Raw genomic sequence first — 18,138 nt, 5'->3', positions numbered from 1 at the left:
TGTTGGAATTCATCTTATTATGGGGAAAGATTTCCAATACATAGATATCTATTTTTAGGAGGAATTATTCTGCACAAGATTATGCGAAAAATCAGCGTTTCCCTGGCAGTTGTCATGCTGCTGGCTCTGAGCGCTCCGGTCTTGACATATGCGGCTAGCATTCTCAAATTGAAGTATGATGCTTCAACCGGGGAGATCTCGGGAATTATCTATTCCGATCAGAGGGATATTTCTTTGAGTCTTGACCTGGGAGGACAAGAGGTTCCCGTCTCTTCGAACGTGGTGGGAGAAGTGTATCATTCCTATTCATCCAATATCTTCTGGGCGAATGTGAATGGGCAGATTGGAACGGGACTGGCTCCCTGGAACATTAAGGTCAGGGCGGGCGATGAGAATCTGATACCGGCCAGTGTAACGGGAACCACCTATGACTTCAATTTCGCCCCGTTGTTTCATGCTCCCGATATCTATCGGAATTTTCAATATGATTACTATAATGACGGCACTCATCTTTTTCTGAATTGGTCGCCAGTAAACCGGGGTAGCGTGTTCGGCTTTTCTCACTACAAGGTATACGACAATAACGAGCTTATATTCTCAACCCGTGACAACTCTATGTTTCCGATAACAGAACGATATGATCGACTTCCGGTATTTCCATACCATTCTTTTCACCAATTTCAGGTAAGTGCAGTGGACTGGCTGGGTCATGAGACGGAGAGGTCGGCGCCGTATATGATGAGAGCTCCGGGCTTGATGAAGGAGGCAAAGGCTGAGTATGGGGGAGCCAAACCAGGAACGAAGCTCCAGCCACTTGAGAGCATCGTATCCTTCACGCCAAGCTCGGATCAGCTGACAAGTGTCTCTTCGGACGCATTCCAACTGGATTTGAAGTTCACAGATGCCCTTGATTACGACTACAATGCCGTGCCTTATACGCTCAACTATGCTGCTATCCAGGCAAGTGATTTCGAACTGGTAAAATCGGACGGCACGGTCATTCCCGTGAGAGGATTAACGCCCAAGAATAAGACGATTAGCCTTTCTTTCCAACAGGTTTTAGATAGCAGAGCAACCTATACGTTGCGTCTCTCCAAACAGGCTTCTGGTGATGAGATTGCCCTACCCAAGGTGAACACAAGAAGCGCTGGTATTGATCTTTATGTGGAAACTCTGCCTGAACATGCCTTGAGCTATAGATTTGAAGCATCTGTAGAGGCGTTCATCGGTACATTTCCAGAACCTCCTACAGGCTTAAGAGCTACTCCAGGAGACGGGACACTAAGCTTGAATTGGAACCGTAATACGGAGGAGGATCTGGATGGGTATCTGGTATGGTTGGATGGCAAGTTGCTGACGCAATCTCCGATTCAGAAGACCAGCTTCTTCATTGATGGATTGACCAACGGAAAGACGTATCATGTCAACGTAGCTGCCGTAAACAAGGACGGTGGTCGTTCGCTGCAGGCCTTTATCTTCCCTGTACCTAAGGTACCGGATGGAAGTGGTGGTACAGAACCAGGAGGTTCAGGCCCTGGGAATGGTAACGGCGGCGGTGGTGGCGTAACGGCTCCAGCACCTGCAACATTGGAACCGGCCCCTGCAGGTCCGGCGCTGTTAGCCACTCTAGTGGACAAGGATGGTATCTCCAAGACCTTGGGTGTTGCGTTAAGAAGCGAGAATGGCAAGGTTAAAGTACCGGTTGCAGAGGATATCAAGCAGCTTCTGTTGCCAGCAGCAGGGGAGTTATTAATTAAGGACAACACTCTGGTGATTGAAAAAGATGACTTATCGCTGGCTATCCCTGGACAGGTGCTTGAACAGCTAAAAAGCCTGGTTCCTGTAGCGCAGCTAAACACTTCAAGAATTTCTGTCGGATTCGCCCCGATCGGTAGTATCGAGCTTGCTGAAGATACAGCCAGAGCAGCTTCGCAGTCTGCTAATTCTGTAATCACGCCAAGTGGTGCAGCCTTCAACATTACGCTGTCGCTTATCACAAATGATGGAAAGGAAAGTAAGCTTAGCGAGTTCAGCTATCCGGTAACGTTGAAGCTCAAAGTTGCAGAAGGAAGCAATCCCAATCTTACGGGCATCTATTATCTGAATGAACTGGGCGGAGTGCAGTATTTAGGAGGACGGCTAAGTGACGGATATTTGACGATAGATGTCAGTCATTTCAGCAAATACGCCGTGCTGCAATATGACAAATCGTTCACGGATGTGCCTGTCAGCCATTGGGCTTCACCTGCGATTAAATCCATGGTTGCTCAGCATGTGGCAACAGGAACAAGCGATACCCGCTTCTCCCCTAATCAGCAAGTGACACGCGCGGAATTTGCTACCTTTATTGCCCGCAAGCTGAACTTGAAAGCTTCCGGTGCATCTGACTTTACCGATGTACCTTCTACCAAATGGTATAGCGATTCCGTAGCCGCCGTAGTGGGGGCGGGGATTGCCAGTGGACAGTCCGAAACACTGTTTGTACCGGATCGCCCAATCTCTCGTCAGGAGATGGTCGTTATGTTGATGAAGGCTTATGCCTATAAATATATGCTGCCATTTAATGTAGGCGATGAAGGAATACCGTTCGCCGATCAGGCGCAAATATCGACCTGGGCCAAGCCTTATGCAGCCGCTGCCCATAAGCTTGAATTGGTTCAGGGTAGTGATAACAAACTTGAGCCGAATAAGAAAGCTACTCGTGCTGAAGCCGTTATGGTGATCTCTAAGCTGTAACTCACTGCTCATGCTAAGGCGTGACTGAATTGAATTATGCTATGACTCAAGAGGATGTCCCCAAAGCTATTAGCTCTAAGGACATCCTCTTTGGCATGATCCGCCCCAAAAGAATGGATGATGGCGGTTGGTGGCATATGGGCTCGTTGGCTGAACGCTCGTTGGCTGGGGGCTGCTCGTTAGCTGGCTGCTCGTTGGCTGGTCGCTCGTTAGCTGGTCGCTCGTTGGCTGGTCGCTCGTTAGCTGGTCGCTCGTTGGCTGGTCGCTCGTTGGCTTGTCGCTCGTTGGCTGCTCGTTGGCTGGCCGCTCGTTCGCTGAACGCTCGTTAGCTGGCCGCTCGTTAGCTGAACGCTCGTCGGCTCTCCTCCAGAAACGTACCCTCTGCGTTCCACAGCTCTATCGCTGCCCGTTCCCGCCTGAAAGCTTTCCATAGGACAGCTAGCACTGGAGTATAGACTGTTGACAGTTTTCAACCACTGGGAGCGGTAAATTCCCCTTAACCAGTCGCCTTAACAGTGGAAAAGAGGAGGCTGCTCCCCAACTAACAGCATTTTTGTACCTTATTTTTCTTCAATGTAGGTAAAAAAGTCAAATAAGGGCATTATTGTATCTTATTTTTTGAAAAAGCACGCTGGAAGGGGTATTCTGGAAGATTTAAGGTACAATATTGCACTTAATTTCTACTAACCGGTAGCTGCAGAGGATTTAAGGTACAAAAATGCCGTTAATTACACGTCGATCCTTCTTATAAAAGCTCTCTCTTTTTCCTTTCCAAGCCCGGGACAATTGATCAAGGGGAGAAGGGGAGAAGGGGAGAAGGGGAGAAGGGGAGAAGGGGAGAAGGGGAGAAGGGGAGAAGGGGAGAAAGGGAGAAAGGGAGAAAGAGAGAAAGAGAGAAAGAAAGGGATAATGCACTCAACGCAATAAAATAGGTGCTTATCAGCTAGCCCCTTTGTTATGCAAGTCATAAAGCAAAAACGGCAACCGAAGCCGGTGCAGCGTATAGCTACCCGGCTCCAGTTGCCGCTTTTTGGCACGCTTGTATTCAATTATCCGCGTAAAATGGACTCGATTTGCTCCAGCTCTTCCGCGCTAAGCTCAGGCGCGTTCAAGGAAGCTACGGCATCCTCGATTTGGCTCACCTTGCTGGCACCGATCAGGGCAGAGGTTACTCTTCCGCCGCGAAGAACCCAGGAGAGGGCAAGCTGCGACATCTTCTGGCCGCGTGCGGCGGCAAGCTCGTTCAGCTTCCGTACTTTTCCAAGAACCTCCTCAGTAATTTCATTCTCGGAGAGGAACACGCTTGGTCCGGCTGCCCGGGAATCGGCGGTAATTCCGTTCAGATAACGATCGGTCAGAATACCCTTTTGCAGGGGAGAGAACGCAATGGTGCCTACGCCTTCTTCGGCCAGCACATCCTGCAGTCCATCTTCAATCCAGCGCGACAACATGGAGTAGTTCGGCTGATGAATCAGACATGGAGTTCCGAGCTGACGCAGAATTTGCGAAGCCTTGCGGGTATCCTCCGCGTTGTAGTTACTGATTCCCACGTAAAGCGCCTTGCCCTGGCGGACAAGCAGATCCAGTGCGGCCATTGTTTCTTCCAGCGGGGTGTTAGGATCTGGACGGTGATGATAGAAAATATCTACATAATCCAGGCCCATCCGTTTGAGGCTCTGATCAAGACTGGAGACGAGGTACTTCTTGGAACCCCATTCCCCATAAGGACCTGGCCACATATAATATCCTGCTTTTGTAGAGATAATCAGCTCGTCACGGTAAGCGCCAAAGTCTTTGGCCAGAATCTGGCCGAAGCTCTCTTCCGCAGAACCTGCAGGCGGTCCGTAGTTATTAGCAAGATCGAAATGAGTGATACCAAGATCGAAGGCGCGTCTGACCATGGCTCTGCCGTTCTCAAAGGTATCGATGCCGCCAAAATTATGCCAAAGGCCGAGGGAAATGGCTGGAAGACGGAGACCGCTATTGCCTGTCCGGTTATATGTCATGCTGTCGTATCGGGTAGGGCTGGCATTGTACATGAAAGTTCCTCCTAAATGTTTTATGAAGCTTGCTCACTTGAGATCCTTCAAGATAAAACTGACTCTGAAAAGCACTGTCAATGGTACGGTTAGGCGAAGGATTTTACAGAAAATCAACGCTCTTTTCAGGTTTGGGCTACGTTCTTATTGTAGCGAAAGGAGTCATCCAAGCGTATGTCAGAAAGGAAGGGAATTATAGTACAATGTCTGTTTTGGCATGACTTAGTCGGAAATCCTTCGGAGAGCAGCCCTTCACCTTCTTGAACATGCGGGAGAAGAGTAGCGGATCCTGGTAGCCCACCGACCTTGCGATTTCACCTATGCTGCAGGGTGTTTCTGTTAGCAACTCGCAGGCTTTGGCGATGCGAAAGTGAAGCAGATACTGCTGCGGCGGTAGCCCGACAGTGCGCTTGAACAGTGCTGATAAATATTTTCGGTCCAGCTTCAAGGCGGAGGACATCATCTCCACAGTAATCGTCTCACAGTAATGTGAATGAAGAAAATGCAGACATTGCTCCACATAGGCACTCTTTTGCCGTAGCACGGGCAATTGGATCGGAGACGCCGGGACGGTTTTAAGCAGCAGAGAAAAGAACTCATACATAATCGCTTTTAAAGACAGGTCCAGGCAATCTGCTGCCTCTGCTGTAGAAGTTAACTGCGCATACAGGTTCGGCATCAGATGATCATCCATCGGAAATACAGGACAACCTGGAGATAAAGAAGTTTTGGACAGAATAGACTCCATCTGTTCACCGGTAAAACCGATCCAGGAATAGGACCAGGGATCATCTTGATCAGCGGCATAGTAAGTAACGATATGTGGATACGTCAGGAAGGCCTGTCCGGCGCCAAGGGTGTGGCTGCATCCGCCAACCTCGACCACACCGGTGCCTCCATGGATAAAATGAATTTTGTAATGATCACGCACACCGGGACCGACCGTATGTCCTGGAACACATTGTTCACGCCCCCAGTAGTGCAAGTGCAGATCTGGATTGCTCCGAAAGGGACGTTCCGGATTATAGTTATAGATCGCCATGGCTGCTTCAGCCTCTTTTCTCCGAAAGAATAGTTCTGATTCAAGAACAGCACCCTCATTATACCCCAATTCCTGAATAGATGGTTGTGTACCCCCCTGGTGGAATGAACAGGCATTCGTTTATCTGCTGAAAGTTTGGTTAATTAAGCTATGAAGCAGGGCAAACTAATGAGAACCAACAACAGGAGGGTACCGTTATGGATAAAAGAATTGTGGGTGTTTTTACAGCCGAACATGAGGCTTCCGCAGCCATTGAGGAATTAAAAAGACATGGTTTTCGGACCGATGATATCTCCGTCATTGCCCGTAATCCAGAGGATGCCCATACGATCCTTGAAGGAACAGGAACTAGGGCGCCAGAGGGCATGGCTTCAGGTGCAGCAACCGGAGGCGTGCTTGGAGGCGTGACAGGACTGCTGATCGGGATCGGTGCGTTGGCTATTCCCGGCATTGGGCCGATTATTGCAGCAGGACCCATCGCGGCAACTTTGGCAGGGGCGGCTGTGGGTGCCGGGACCGGCGGCCTGGTTGGAGGACTGATCGGACTTGGTATTCCGGAGGACGAGGCCGAAAGCTATGACCGATATGTAGGCTCGGGACATATCCTCGTGATGGTAGATGCGGGAGGCGAGCGTGAACAAGAGGTCCACCGTATTTTCGGAGGGTATCATGCCGTGAATGCCAATTACTCGGATAGGGAGATTGCGGAGGAGTTACCCGAAGCTCAGGCGCTGGATGTCCGTGAAGCTACCAATGATTCTGATTCCGTGCAAGATACCTTAGAAGCCGCTTTTAACGGTTCTGGTCTGGAGGACAAGAACGATACTGAGCTGGATAGCAGGAGTACTCCCTCTTCAGAAAAGCTCCCACAGGACCGGGCGGCACAGGACATTCACCGTTCAGGAATGACTGGCTCTGTTGAAGAATCGGATGCACTTGCGGCAGCTGACCAGAAGGATGCCAGATCCTTGGCCTATTCAACAGGCACGATGGATGCTATGGACACGCTCCCAAGCGAACATGGAGGTAAAGGCACTGTAGGCGAGCAGATCCGTGAGGAGCGACGGCGGGAGGCTAAGAAGAAGGACCTTGGTGAAAAGGAAGACTTATAGCAGTACGTTGGCCTTCACCCCCTCTATCCCCACAGCACTCCAACCCAGCGTCAACAATAAAAAGGCGACCTGTGCCCAGAACCAATATCCTGCATGCAGGTATTAGATCTGGGCAAGATCGCCTTAATTTGTTTTTCTGATACGCCTTGCTTGAATTAAAGCATTAGAACATGCTCAATGTCACTTTGCGGTCTCTGTTGCTGAGGGTCATGTTGACCTTTGTAGCGGCGCTAAATTCCCGTAAGGGAATCATCAGCTCGTTGTCTTTCATTTTAGGTACGGAGCCGGAAAAAGGCAGCGGAATGTCGTTGACCATGAGCAACCCTTTCGTTTCAGCATTCTCCGATTCTTTGCCTCCCCGTTTCATTCTGGCAATCAAATGCTCCGGTGTTTCTCCCGCCTTGGAAGCGTCCAAACGGTAGCCGATTCGGTCAAATTTCGTATTGATGCCTTTTCCGATCGTGAAGAAAAGATTGATGCCCTGTGACTGTGCTACTTCGAGGGCAGTCAGGCTGTATTTTCCGTAGGGGAAGCACAGGATGTTACGGGTATTGCCGAGTTCGGTCTGCAGCCGGTTATCCGCGTGCCGCAAATCAGCATCGATTCTGTTTCGGTATTCCTGCACGGTTTCTACCCGATTTTCTTTGGGCAGAAATTGTAAATGTGCCAGCGCAGGCTTCTGATCGCCTTCACTGTTAACAGTGATCATATGATGGGCATCGTAGGTATGGTTGTAGAAGCTCATACCGGACTTTTTCATCTCCCGCATTTGATCCCATGTTAGCTTGGGCAAACCTGGCACATGGCCGTCAACCGCGCCGACGATGACAAAGTTGGTCGCCGTATCCCCAAACTCCTTCAGGAGCGGATAAGCATAGGTGTAAAAGGATTCGTATCCGTCGTCAAAAGTCAGCAGTACCGCGTTATCCGGTATCTTGCCGCCCTTAAGCATGAAATCAGCATATTGATCCATTGTGATGATGTGGAAATTATTCTTTTTTAACAATTCAAGCTGGGTTCTAAATTCTGCCGTAGATATGGAGGAGGCTCCCTTCTGTACCTCTGGAGAAATGGCATGGTACATCAGCGTAAGCACCTTGTCGCGGTAATAGATCCCTTTACCGGTGGGAGTTGATTCTTGCGGCAACGGGTCCCATTTGATTTTCAAGCCCAGACTGTTCTCCAGAAAAGATGCGGGAACGAATAATTCACCGTGGCTAAGCTGAAATTTGGGTGGGGGACTTTCCTTGCCCTCCACTAGAAAGCTGTACTGTATCGGAAAAATCATTCGGTACAAGAAGACAAGCAGGACGGCGCTGATTACGGTGAGTGTCAAAAGCTTAACTTTACTCGATTTCATAGATGAATCCTCCTTGGCAACAGATAAATAGTAGAAAAATTCTGATTCCGTCCAGATGTTCTGACCGTATTCAGCGAAAAAAGGATGGCCCCTGCCGTTCCCGGCATTTGGACCATCCCCAATTTATCATATCTCGCTTAAAATTCTGTGAAAAAAAAGTCATTTTTCTGAAAATGTAAGCTATATTTTTTTTGGTAACGCTGGTGTGCGCTTGGCTTTGAAAATCATCTGCTTCAGGGCTTTTCCATTAATAAGTATGGTTCCAGCAATAATGGTTATTATGCCGAGAAGGGTCACCCAGTTGATCGTTTCATTGTAAAAAAGAACCCCCACCCCTACAGCAATAGGCGGTGAAACGTACAGCCAGGTTGATGGGAAAACCGGGTTGGTCTTGGCGACGAGCCAGTAGAATAGCGTATGACCCACCATGGACCCGATCACAATAAGATACAGTACTGATCCAGCTACAGGGAAAGACAACAGCCAATCTGGCTGTACATTCTCTGTAAAGAACGAGAGGATAAAGATGAACGCTCCGCCGTACATCATTTGGGCGGCATTCAGGGCGATAGGCGAGACTTCGGGCATATTGGTGATGACTTTTTTGGAATAAATTGCGCCTGCCGCATAGCAGAGCTCTCCGATCAGAATGACGATACAGCCTATAGTCCATAAGGGAGAGACATCCACGGTAAGATTAGGCAGAACCAGCAGCAGAACACCGGTGAATCCGATAAGACAGCCGTACAGGGAGAGTGCGGGGGTCTTTTGCCGCAGAACGAGAGTTTGCAAGAGCAGAATCATAATCGGACCGGTTGCCGACAGTACCGCAGCCAATCCTGAAGATACATATTGTTCCGCCCAATAAAGGGCAGCGAAGGTTCCGAAGGTCAGTGCGGCTCCGGTGAACAGCATTTCCTTGCGCAGCAGCAGGGAGAAGCTGGCTTTGCGTTTCCAGACCATCCATAGGAACAGAATGACACCAGCCAGGAAAAAACGCAGTCCTGCGGAGAAGAAAGGCGGCGCTCCGGCATCCACGCCGATTTTAATGGCCAGGAAGGTCGTGGCGAAGATCAGACAAACAAGAGTATAAGCTAAAAGAATCATGTTCAGTTCCCCTTTGGAAATATTGTGGAGTCGTGCTTGAAGTATTCGTTAATCATATAAGGAAGAGAACAGAACAGATTGATAAATACAGAACAGATGGTTACGGAGATAATGTACAATACGGTATAAGGAAATATAGAAAGTGCGGCAAGAATAGAAAGAACGGAAAGAACGAGAAGGAGGCTTGTGTCTGATGAAAAAAGTGAGGGAAACGGAGCAGGCACATCCCTTGTTCCGTCAAGTATATGAGTACGCCCTGAATCGTATAGAACGGGGAGAGTGGAAAAGTCATGACAAGCTGCCATCCATCCGGCTGTTAGCCGAGGAATTAGGAGTACACCGGCTGACAGTGTTTAAGGCTTACCGTCAATTGACCGAGGACGGCAAGGTGTATGTCAAGGATAAGTCGGGTTATTATGTATCCCAAGGCAACGGGCAAATGCTGGTCCAAGGTTTTGACGAAGGAAGCGGGGTCTCTTCGTATCCGCACAGCAATCCCATGTATGACATCCAGCGCATTCCTGTGAAATATCAGTTCTCCTTGGCTCTCATTGATCCGGGGCTGCTGCCCAATCTTTTCTTATCTGACTATGTGAAAAGAGTGTTCGACATGTACCCCAAGGTGATGGGGACTTATGCCAGCGTACAGGGTGACGAAGAACTGCGGGAAACGCTTAGTGGGCATTTTCGGAAGCAGCAGCATTTGCAACTGTCATCTGGCGAGCTCTTGATAACCTCTGGGGCCCAGCAGGCGATCAATCTGATTGCCCGGATGATGCTCGGACCTATGGATTCGGTGTTGATAGAACGACCAACATACAGCGTAGCTATGGATATTTTTCGCCGGGCAGGTGCACGGCTGGTTCCGGTGGAGATTACTCCGGACGGGTATGATCTGGATGAGGTTGAGGCCTTGATGGCCAAGCATAAGCCTCGCATGTTTTATATGAATCCGACGCATCATAATCCCACAGGTTATACGGTGCCTGTACGGCAGCGTAAGCTGCTGGTGGAACTCGCGGAACGTTACCGCTGCCTGCTGGTAGAGGATGATCCGTTTCGGGATATGTATTTTGAAGAAGAGCCACCGCCACCTATTTTTGCCTATGATACTGAGGGTTGGGTCGTCTATATTGGCAGTTTCAGCAAATACGTTGCGCCCGGTCTGCGGATATGCGCTGTCGCCTGCCGGTATCCGCTGATGGAACGGCTGATCATGATCAAATCGCTTGAAGATAACGGCACGCCGCTATTAAACCAGAAGATTTTCCTGCATTACTATACTTCGCCCCGGCTGCAGCAGCATCTCGGCAAGCTGCGGATCGCGCTTCAGGTGCAAAAGGAAATTATGGAACAGGAACTGTCCCAAAGCGGTTGGCGATGGGAGACTCCCGGTGGCGGGCTGACGCTCTGGGTAAAGCTGCCAGATGGAACGCCGGTGGATGCCCTTCTTCGCAAAAGTCTGGAGCATTCCCTATCTTTTGTGCCCGGATCGGTTTTCGATCCGCTTGGCGAGATGAGATCATGGCTGCGGCTCTGCTACTCTTTTGTAAGCGAACCGCTGCTGCGTGAGGGCATGCAGAAGCTGACGGCCTTGGCGCGAAAATTATAATGCGGGGGTAAGCTGTAACAATAGAAGGAAAACCTCCTGCTAATATGCGCTTACGGCCCTAGATAGGGTAGGTAGCATTAGCAGGAGGTTTTTCAGTTTGCCATTAAACCATCATTTTCTTAAGACTGTGAATATAGCGTGATTTCACGATGAGGAAGAACACACTTTGCAGAACGAGATAGGCGGCAAAGGTGACGAGGACGGGCTCAACTACATTAACGATCCCCATCTGACCGAGAATTGGACTGATCACGACTAGGCTTTGAATGGCCGAGATGAAGATAGGGATATAGAACAGGATAGCAATCTGCTTGGTTGCAACTGCAGACATCTCTACGGTACTTAGCCCAATTTTGGACAGCGCGCGGTACATGCGGATATCTGCGGCCAGCTCACTGTGCAGTTTGAAATACAGGAAACTTGCGGATGCGACCGAGAAGATTAGTGCTACAAAGATGCTGACGAAGCTGACCATGGCTGTGCTTTGCTTCAGTAATAGATAGTTTTCCCCACGAGCCACTAGGTAGGAAGTCAACTTCCCACTGCTTTTGTCCCGATTTGCGGCTTCAATCTGGTACAGCTTCGCCCCAATCATAGCTTCCTGACTGCTTGCTGTAGGCAGAGATCCTTTATCCCATGCCGGAACTTTGTAGAGATACTCTATATAAGGTGTAATTTCCCTTCCAACCTTGGCTGATTTGGCGGCCCGAATCGTTTCCAGCGTGGATTCTGGGATGATCACAATAGGAGTGCTTTTATTAAGGAAATCCGCTTGGTCTGAAATAATGATCTTTTTAACTGCGAGCGTCTCTGCCGGATGATCTTCCATAGTGATTCCGCCCTTGCGGATATAATCAGAGGCGATGTTGTCCGTACTGGCGAGCAGAGCAGCCTCATTGGGACCCAGGCTATTAATAGCCGGGAATCCGAGTATCCCTACAAGCTCCTTATATTGGGCCAAACCCAGCAAATAAAAGGTTTTGGGTCTATTTCCGCTTTCGCGAGAATTGGCCAACGTGGCATACAGCGTATCGATTCTCGTCTCTGTATACGCAACGCCTGCCGCTTTTAGCTCGCGATGAATTTCACTCCGGTCAGGTTCGGCGGAAGACGTCTCGTAAAAGGTCTTGGTCACGGCAAAAGGATTGCCGAAATACATATCGCTGCCAGCCTGGTTGATCGACAGAACGACGCCCGCGCCCATGCTGGCGAGTGCGGTAACCACTGTAATCAGGAAGAGCATCCGCGAATTATCGCGCAGCTTGTAGCTCATCTCTGAGACCCAGAGCAGACGTGTGCCGCGCCAAGTTGATTTCCTGCTGCGCTGGAGCAGGCGCATGAACAGTACGGACAGCTGTGAGTAGAAGAAATACGTTCCAGCGATTCCCGTTACGGCGGCAAGAATAATGGTCACAGGGTTCAGTTCTATGCGCAGCGCGAAAAATCCGGTCGTAAGCAGTGCGGCGCCAAACAGAGATAACAGAATGGAGGCTTTAGGCGGTTTTTTAGGTTTTGCGTTGCCTTGCAGCAGCTCCAGCACTCTGTTTTTACGAATGAACAGTAGGGTGAAGATCGAGATCACCAGGAACAAAGCGACAAAGGAAGCCGCTGTGAACAGCATTGGCTTGAGAGGCAGATAGAACGGAAGCTCATCAATGCCGATGATTTTGGTGCTAAGCAGCAGAAAGAACTTGGAGAGCAGCATGCCGCCTCCAATTCCCGTGACAATTGCGAGCAGACCAATCAGCATATTTTCCAGAAAGACCAGCTTATTGATCTGCCCCGGACGTGCACCCAGAATAGTCAGCAGCCCGAATTCCAGATTCCGCGATTTAAGGAACGTTCCAATGGAGTACATAACGAAGAAAAAGGCGAACACATATACAATAGACGCTGCCACCTTCATGCTGATTGCGGCACTAGGTCCCATGGAATTATTGGCTACATCCGGATGATAAATGAAGACGGTATATGCAAAAAAGACCATGACCATAAAGGCGCTACTCAGAAAATAGGCGATGTACGCCCTGGCATTGCGCCGGACATTATTAAACGCGAATTGAGGAAAGTTCATGACTATTCCCTCCCCAGAATGAAAGTGTATCGATGATCTTCTGGAAGAACGCCTGCCGGTTATCCCCGCGATGAATCTCGGCTGCGAGCTTTCCGTCCTTGATAAAGACGATCCGGTTGCAATAGCTTGCTGCCAGCGGATCATGGGTCACGAGCATCAAGGTGGCGCCGTCCTTGCGGTTGATCTCTTCCAGCGACTCCATCACGATTCGGGAGGAATTGGAATCCAGTGCCCCGGTCGGCTCGTCGGCCAGAATAATTGCGGGCGAGGTGATAATGGCGCGGGCGATGGCCGTCCGCTGCCGTTGTCCACCGGAAATTTCATAGGTGCGCTTGTTCAGGATGCCCGTAATATTAAGCTGTCCAGCCACCTTTTGCAGCAATGCTTCCATTTCACTGAGCTTACGGTTATCCAGGGTTAACGGTAACACGATATTTTCCGCTACGGTCAACGTTTCCAGCAGGTTAAAGTCCTGAAAGACGAAGCCGAGCTGTCTGCGGCGAAAATGGGCGAGCTCCTTCTTGTTCATCCGGTAGGGATTGCTGCCATTGATGTTCACTTCGCCCGAAGTGGGCTGGTCAATGGTGGAGACCATGTTTAGCAGAGTGGTCTTGCCACTGCCGGACGGGCCCATAATGCCAACAAACTCACCGCTTTCGATGCTGAGATGAATATCGGTTAGCGCTTGGGTGAGCACTTTACCGGGATAGACTTTGTTAAGTGCTTTAACTTCCAATACGTTCATGACGTTTCATTCCTTTCCTGTCTCAAGCGTTAATGTCGCTCTTGCCGCTTAAAGGGACAAGAGGCATGACTTCCTGCTATCAATGTACAGGAATGGGGCAGGTGTGTGCTATGGAATTACCTTAACATAATCTTACATATCCTTTAAGGTTATGTTCGTATTACTGGCAAGGCCGTTCCTTGAGGCAGGTTTTGATGTGCGGCTGTATTATTCCCCGGATCATATTCCTCATTCTGGATTAAGGTTTTGCATAGGGGATTAATCTCTGAATCCAGAGTTAAAAAAGAGGTCATCCGTAAAAAGCCGCAAGTGGCTTTTTACGGATGACCCTTGGGGTACTATCTTTGGGCAGCGCCGCTGAAAATAATCTGTACGGTCGTTCCCTCTTGAACCCGGGACTCCAGCTTTACCTGGTGTCCCAGCCGGGCGCAAATCTCGCGGACGAGATAGAGACCCATGCCGGTAGATTCATGGTATTGGCGTCCCCGTTCGCCGGTGAAGTAAGGATTGAATACCCGTTTCAGATCTTCTGGGGTTATACCGATACCTTGGTCCGCGATTTTAAGGACTGTATCCAGGCCCTGACGCTCTGCTGTGATGATCACCGTTTTACCAGAGCCGGAGGTGTAATTAACAGCATTGGTCAGCAACTGACTCAGCATGAACATCAGCCATTTGGCATCGCTGTACACCGAGAGGTCCGGGTCTACCCGGATCTCGGCATGAATGCCCCGCCGGATGAAGAGCCGGCGGTTCTCGGAGACCGCCGCGCTCACCGTCTGACGCAGGAGCAGCGCTTCCACCTGGAAGTCTTCTTCGAAACGTTCCAGCCTGGAAGTGTAGATTACCATCTCCAGCCCTTTACGGAGCCGTTCCACCTCTTCCTGGATGCTGGCAGCGGCATCGTCCTCCAAATCCTGGAGTGTGAGTTGGATCACGGATAGCGGCGTTTTCATCTGATGAACCCAGCGGTTCATGAAAACGATATGCTGATCCATCCGCGTGACATGCATGTTAAGCTGCTCCTGATAATGGCGGTCCATCCGCTGCATCAACTCATTGACTGCTTCCGGCAGTGGAGAGTCACCGAGCGGCGCAAGGTGATCCTTGGAAGAAGGCTCCTGCTGCAGACTCAGTACAGCATACAGCCGGCGGTGCTGTATATAACGGTAGCACAGGTAAAGCAACAGAATGACACTACTAATCAGCATACCGTACAGCACAATGGATAGCGGCCTGTTCTCCCCGGATATCCAGTACAGCACGGGTACTAGCAGCATTTGCAGCAGGTAGAACAGCAGCAAGGGGAGTTGATTCTTCCAGAATAGCTTCATAGGCTGCTGTCACCAAGACTGAGACGGTAGCCTGCTCCCCTCACAGTTTCCACGATGTCCTCTAGCCCCAGCTCCTTGAGCTTTTTCCGGGCCCGGGTAATATATACGTTCAAAGTGTTGTCATCAATGAAATGCTGGTCTTCCCACATGAGGTCCAGCAGTCGCTCCCGGCTGACGACACGGCCTTCCTTGAGCATAAGTGCTTCTAGCAACACAGCTTCTTTCTGAGTCAGTTCGGCAGTTTCCCCGGCATACTGCACAACGTACCGCTCCGGATAAAGGATCAGCCCTCCTGACCGCAGCGTACGTTCTTCCTGGGTCTGCGCATAGGAACCGTAGGCCCTGCGCAGGTGGCTGCGGATCTTGGCTAGTACCACCTCGTAGTGAAAGGGCTTCGTAATATAATCGTCGGCGCCGTTCTCCAGTGCCATAACCTGATCCATTCCGCTGTCCCGGGCGGAGATGAAGAGAATGGGACATAGAGAGAACTTGCGGATTTGGCGGCACCAGTAGAACCCGTCATACCTCGGCAGATTGACGTCCAGGAGTACGAGATCGGCAGCGCTGTGCTTAAAGTCCTCCAGTACACTGTTAAAATCGTCTACGATAACGGTCCGGAATTCATATTTGGTAAGATAGGCACTCAGCAGGGTGGCTAGCTTGGCGTCATCCTCGACAATGAAAATCGTCTCCATGTTCAGGTCTCCTTTGGCTCAGAGTAAAGGCAACAGCAGAAATTATTGATATTTGACGATCAGGGCATTGCTGATCTGGCGCCCAGGCGAGGTTAAATATTTTCCATTGTAGAATAGCCCGCTGGAGGCTCCGCCATCCAGATTCATCGCCTGATAAGCGCCAGCCTGCTTCATAATCTCTGCCATTTGCGGAATGGTAGCACCGCCTGTGGTCACAATAATCAGCTTATGGTCACGTGTCAGACCCAGTGCGCTGCGCGCGCCGCCGCCGGTCAGAATCTTGGGATCGCGGAAGCCTTCGGCGGCCACATTCAGGGATACCTTGCCGTCAAGCAGCAGACGCGGGCCAGCTTGAACAGCACCCTCAACTTGTCCGGCGTTGAAGCGAGCCTTGAAATCAAGACCAGCTACCAGTCCGGCCAAGTAATTCTTATCGTAAGCGAAGACGGCTCTGCGATCGGCTGGGCTGTCTTTGAGCAGCTTACCGTTGCTCACGATATATCCGTAAGGAGCTTTATATGATCCTTTGGTATAGGCATCAAAGAAAGTTCCGTTGACAGCAGCAATGGCACCACTGCGCTTGGCAATGCTGTTCAGATCCTCTACTTTTCCAACTGTATTTCCAGCCAGGACCATATCCAGTCTGACCTTGGGATGCAGCAGAGAGACGGTGACCGTCTGGATTTGGAAGCTGCGGCTTCCGACCTTAACGCTCTTGGCAGCCGCAACTACCCCTTGGCTCTCCGCGGGGATCAGTGCGCCACTAAGTACAGGCAGGGTGGAGGAAACGTCCCCGCTAGCGATCGTAATGGAAGAGGATGGCGCGTCCCACTTTAGCCCCAATCCCAGTGATTTGCTGACTACAGACAGGGGGACATATAAAGTGCCGTTATCTGTAAAAGCGCGTTCCGTAGTCGTTGTTGCTTTACCATTCAAAGAGGCTCCAACTTGTCCAGGTACAAGCGTGAGGACATTGTCGTCCTTAGTAATTTCAATTTTGTCTCCGGCAGCGCTCCATCCAGCCTTAATTCCATCAAAGCCATTCAGGAAGCGGAGGGGAATGTAAGAATGGTTACCCTTGTCAACGTATACCAGAGTCTTGGGTGCGGGGGCCGCACCGGCGGACGAAGGCGCCGAGGTGAGCGTTGGAAGTAGAAGGGCGGCGGTCAAAATCAGTGAACTGCATGTTTTTCTCATGTTCATAATCCGTATGTATCTCCTTTGGTCTGTGCAGCATCTAATGCCGTCAATTAGGATAATATGGCCCAATTTGCATAATCTTGGGCGTACTTATCATATAACTGGTCCCCGAAACCGTCAATTCATACCGTTTGGAGCGCAGGCAGAAACCCCTGTATTTTGGTTTAGGGAACCGCTTAGGGGAACCGTCATGTGCAACCGCAGCCGTCATAGTTTATACTTTAAGTAATCATGGAATATATAATGCATAAAGGCAGGTAATGCAATGACGACCACAATTGGCTTGATACGGCACGGGAGCACGTTCTGGAACAAGGAAGGCCGGGTCCAGGGCATTACAGATAACCCGCTCGATGAGGAGGGGCTGGAGCAGGCAGAAGCGATTGCTGAACGACTCAGCGGTGAGACATGGGATTATCTCTACTCTAGTGATTTGCTCCGGGCACGACAGACGGCGCAGGCTATCAGCCGGAGACTAGGTATGGAAATTGCCGGTCTCGTACCAGGTATGCGCGAGATGGACGGGGGACTTATTGAAGGCACCAATGAACAGGAGCGTGTGGACCGCTGGGGAAAAGACTGGAAAGCGCTTGATCTTGGTCTGGAGAATCCTGATTTTGCCCAGCAGAGAGGCCGGCAGGCGATCGAAGAACTGGCGGAGAGACACCCGGGCAAAAATGTACTGATAGTCAGCCATGGCGCTTTGTTGCGCCACACGTTGCGCGGGCTTATTCCCGGTCTGGATGTTAATGATCTGCTCAAGAACACCTCTATTACTCGGGTAGTTAAAACAGATGGCATCTGGAGTTGCGAGCTTTACAACTGTATCGAGCATCTGAGTGGCTAGAGGTAGTTGTTAACACAATAAGTGATTTCCCTTCTAAAATTATTAAAATGGCAGTCCGCGATTAATGTGCGGACTGCCATTTTTAAAGCAATGCACTAACGTTCAGATGTGCAGCCGGAACTATTTTAAAATACTGTTGAGAAGCAAGGCTAGCCTTGCTTCTCACTTCGCTCCAGTTCCGCCTTTTCAGGCTCCTTTGGACAGACTTGTTCAGAAAATGTTGAGGTGGCTTATG

The 18,138-nt window shown here is 50.1% G+C and carries 13 protein-coding genes; 4 read left to right on the top strand and 9 right to left on the bottom strand.

The genetic code is table 11. The annotated features are described in order from the left end of the window. Positions 1-81 precede the first annotated feature (81 nt). Positions 82-2,736: an S-layer homology domain-containing protein gene (locus ACFRAM_RS19150; RefSeq protein ID WP_379467216.1), complete on the top strand. Its 2,655-nt coding sequence runs from the start codon at positions 82-84 to the stop codon at positions 2,734-2,736. Positions 2,737-3,785: 1,049 nt separating this feature from the next. On the opposite strand, the gene mgrA is transcribed toward ACFRAM_RS19150, so the two are convergent. Then, positions 3,786-4,775, bottom strand: a complete 990-nt coding sequence (gene mgrA / locus ACFRAM_RS19145; protein ID WP_379467215.1) for an L-glyceraldehyde 3-phosphate reductase — start codon at positions 4,773-4,775, stop codon at positions 3,786-3,788. A gap of 193 nt (positions 4,776-4,968) precedes the next feature. After that, the gene (locus ACFRAM_RS19140) at positions 4,969-5,817 is read right to left on the bottom strand and encodes an AraC family transcriptional regulator (protein WP_379467214.1); all 849 of its coding nucleotides are present in this window, start codon (positions 5,815-5,817) and stop codon (positions 4,969-4,971) included. A 197-nt stretch (positions 5,818-6,014) separates the two neighbouring features. Here ACFRAM_RS19140 and ACFRAM_RS19135 point away from each other — a divergent pair, with 197 nt between their 5' ends. Continuing rightward, the gene (locus ACFRAM_RS19135) at positions 6,015-6,929 is read left to right on the top strand and encodes a general stress protein (RefSeq protein WP_379467213.1); all 915 of its coding nucleotides are present in this window, start codon (positions 6,015-6,017) and stop codon (positions 6,927-6,929) included. A gap of 163 nt (positions 6,930-7,092) precedes the next feature. Here ACFRAM_RS19135 and ACFRAM_RS19130 read toward each other — a convergent pair whose 3' ends face one another. Both ACFRAM_RS19130 and ACFRAM_RS19125 read right to left on the bottom strand, forming a co-directional pair. Then, the gene (locus tag ACFRAM_RS19130; RefSeq protein ID WP_379467212.1) at positions 7,093-8,289 is read right to left on the bottom strand and encodes a polysaccharide deacetylase family protein; all 1,197 of its coding nucleotides are present in this window, start codon (positions 8,287-8,289) and stop codon (positions 7,093-7,095) included. Between the two features lie 180 nt (positions 8,290-8,469). Further along, positions 8,470-9,396, bottom strand: coding sequence for a DMT family transporter (locus ACFRAM_RS19125; protein ID WP_379467211.1), 927 nt, complete (start codon positions 9,394-9,396; stop codon positions 8,470-8,472). 193 nt (positions 9,397-9,589) lie between these two features. Here ACFRAM_RS19125 and ACFRAM_RS19120 point away from each other — a divergent pair, with 193 nt between their 5' ends. Continuing rightward, positions 9,590-11,008, top strand: a complete 1,419-nt coding sequence (locus ACFRAM_RS19120) for an aminotransferase-like domain-containing protein (RefSeq protein WP_379467210.1) — start codon at positions 9,590-9,592, stop codon at positions 11,006-11,008. Between the two features lie 103 nt (positions 11,009-11,111). Here the strand turns inward: ACFRAM_RS19120 and ACFRAM_RS19115 are convergent, their stop codons facing one another. From ACFRAM_RS19115 to ACFRAM_RS19095, 5 genes are all read right to left on the bottom strand, one after another. Continuing rightward, positions 11,112-13,082, bottom strand: coding sequence for an FtsX-like permease family protein (locus ACFRAM_RS19115; protein WP_379467209.1), 1,971 nt, complete (start codon positions 13,080-13,082; stop codon positions 11,112-11,114). Next, positions 13,057-13,827, bottom strand: a complete 771-nt coding sequence (locus ACFRAM_RS19110) for an ABC transporter ATP-binding protein (protein WP_175373967.1) — start codon at positions 13,825-13,827, stop codon at positions 13,057-13,059. The genes ACFRAM_RS19115 and ACFRAM_RS19110 overlap by 26 nt, the downstream gene beginning before the upstream one ends. Before the next feature lie 338 nt (positions 13,828-14,165). After that, positions 14,166-15,161, bottom strand: coding sequence for a sensor histidine kinase (locus ACFRAM_RS19105; RefSeq protein ID WP_379467208.1), 996 nt, complete (start codon positions 15,159-15,161; stop codon positions 14,166-14,168). Beyond that, positions 15,158-15,856, bottom strand: coding sequence for a response regulator transcription factor (locus tag ACFRAM_RS19100; protein ID WP_379467207.1), 699 nt, complete (start codon positions 15,854-15,856; stop codon positions 15,158-15,160). Before ACFRAM_RS19100 ends, ACFRAM_RS19105 begins: the two co-directional genes overlap by 4 nt. A 42-nt stretch (positions 15,857-15,898) precedes the next feature. After that, complete coding sequence (locus tag ACFRAM_RS19095; RefSeq protein ID WP_379467206.1) at positions 15,899-17,059, bottom strand: phosphodiester glycosidase family protein; 1,161 nt, start codon at positions 17,057-17,059, stop codon at positions 15,899-15,901. A gap of 262 nt (positions 17,060-17,321) precedes the next feature. On the opposite strand from ACFRAM_RS19095, the gene ACFRAM_RS19090 reads away from it, so the two are divergent. After that, on the top strand, positions 17,322-17,903 hold the full coding sequence (locus ACFRAM_RS19090) for a histidine phosphatase family protein (protein WP_379467205.1): 582 nt from the start codon (positions 17,322-17,324) through the stop codon (positions 17,901-17,903). Positions 17,904-18,138: the final 235 nt, after the last annotated feature.

Origin of the sequence: Paenibacillus sp. NPDC056722, assembly GCF_042790635.1 — a bacterium.
GTDB lineage: Bacteria > Bacillota > Bacilli > Paenibacillales > Paenibacillaceae > Paenibacillus_AQ > Paenibacillus_AQ agri.
This window is presented reverse-complemented; position numbering and strand designations above follow the sequence as displayed.

Excerpts from the sequence above, each read along its gene's own strand:
- ACFRAM_RS19150 (WP_379467216.1), top strand. The coding sequence starts at position 82 with ATGCGAAAAATCAGCGTTTCCCTGGCAGTTGTCATGCTGCTGGCTCTG.
- mgrA (WP_379467215.1), bottom strand. The coding sequence starts at position 4,775 with ATGTACAATGCCAGCCCTACCCGATACGACAGCATGACATATAACCGG.
- ACFRAM_RS19140 (WP_379467214.1), bottom strand. The coding sequence starts at position 5,817 with ATGGCGATCTATAACTATAATCCGGAACGTCCCTTTCGGAGCAATCCA.
- ACFRAM_RS19135 (WP_379467213.1), top strand. The coding sequence starts at position 6,015 with ATGGATAAAAGAATTGTGGGTGTTTTTACAGCCGAACATGAGGCTTCC.
- ACFRAM_RS19130 (WP_379467212.1), bottom strand. The coding sequence starts at position 8,289 with ATGAAATCGAGTAAAGTTAAGCTTTTGACACTCACCGTAATCAGCGCC.
- ACFRAM_RS19125 (WP_379467211.1), bottom strand. The coding sequence starts at position 9,396 with ATGATTCTTTTAGCTTATACTCTTGTTTGTCTGATCTTCGCCACGACC.
- ACFRAM_RS19120 (WP_379467210.1), top strand. The coding sequence starts at position 9,590 with ATGAAAAAAGTGAGGGAAACGGAGCAGGCACATCCCTTGTTCCGTCAA.
- ACFRAM_RS19115 (WP_379467209.1), bottom strand. The coding sequence starts at position 13,082 with ATGAACTTTCCTCAATTCGCGTTTAATAATGTCCGGCGCAATGCCAGG.
- ACFRAM_RS19110 (WP_175373967.1), bottom strand. The coding sequence starts at position 13,827 with ATGAACGTATTGGAAGTTAAAGCACTTAACAAAGTCTATCCCGGTAAA.
- ACFRAM_RS19105 (WP_379467208.1), bottom strand. The coding sequence starts at position 15,161 with ATGAAGCTATTCTGGAAGAATCAACTCCCCTTGCTGCTGTTCTACCTG.
- ACFRAM_RS19100 (WP_379467207.1), bottom strand. The coding sequence starts at position 15,856 with ATGGAGACGATTTTCATTGTCGAGGATGACGCCAAGCTAGCCACCCTG.
- ACFRAM_RS19095 (WP_379467206.1), bottom strand. The coding sequence starts at position 17,059 with ATGAACATGAGAAAAACATGCAGTTCACTGATTTTGACCGCCGCCCTT.
- ACFRAM_RS19090 (WP_379467205.1), top strand. The coding sequence starts at position 17,322 with ATGACGACCACAATTGGCTTGATACGGCACGGGAGCACGTTCTGGAAC.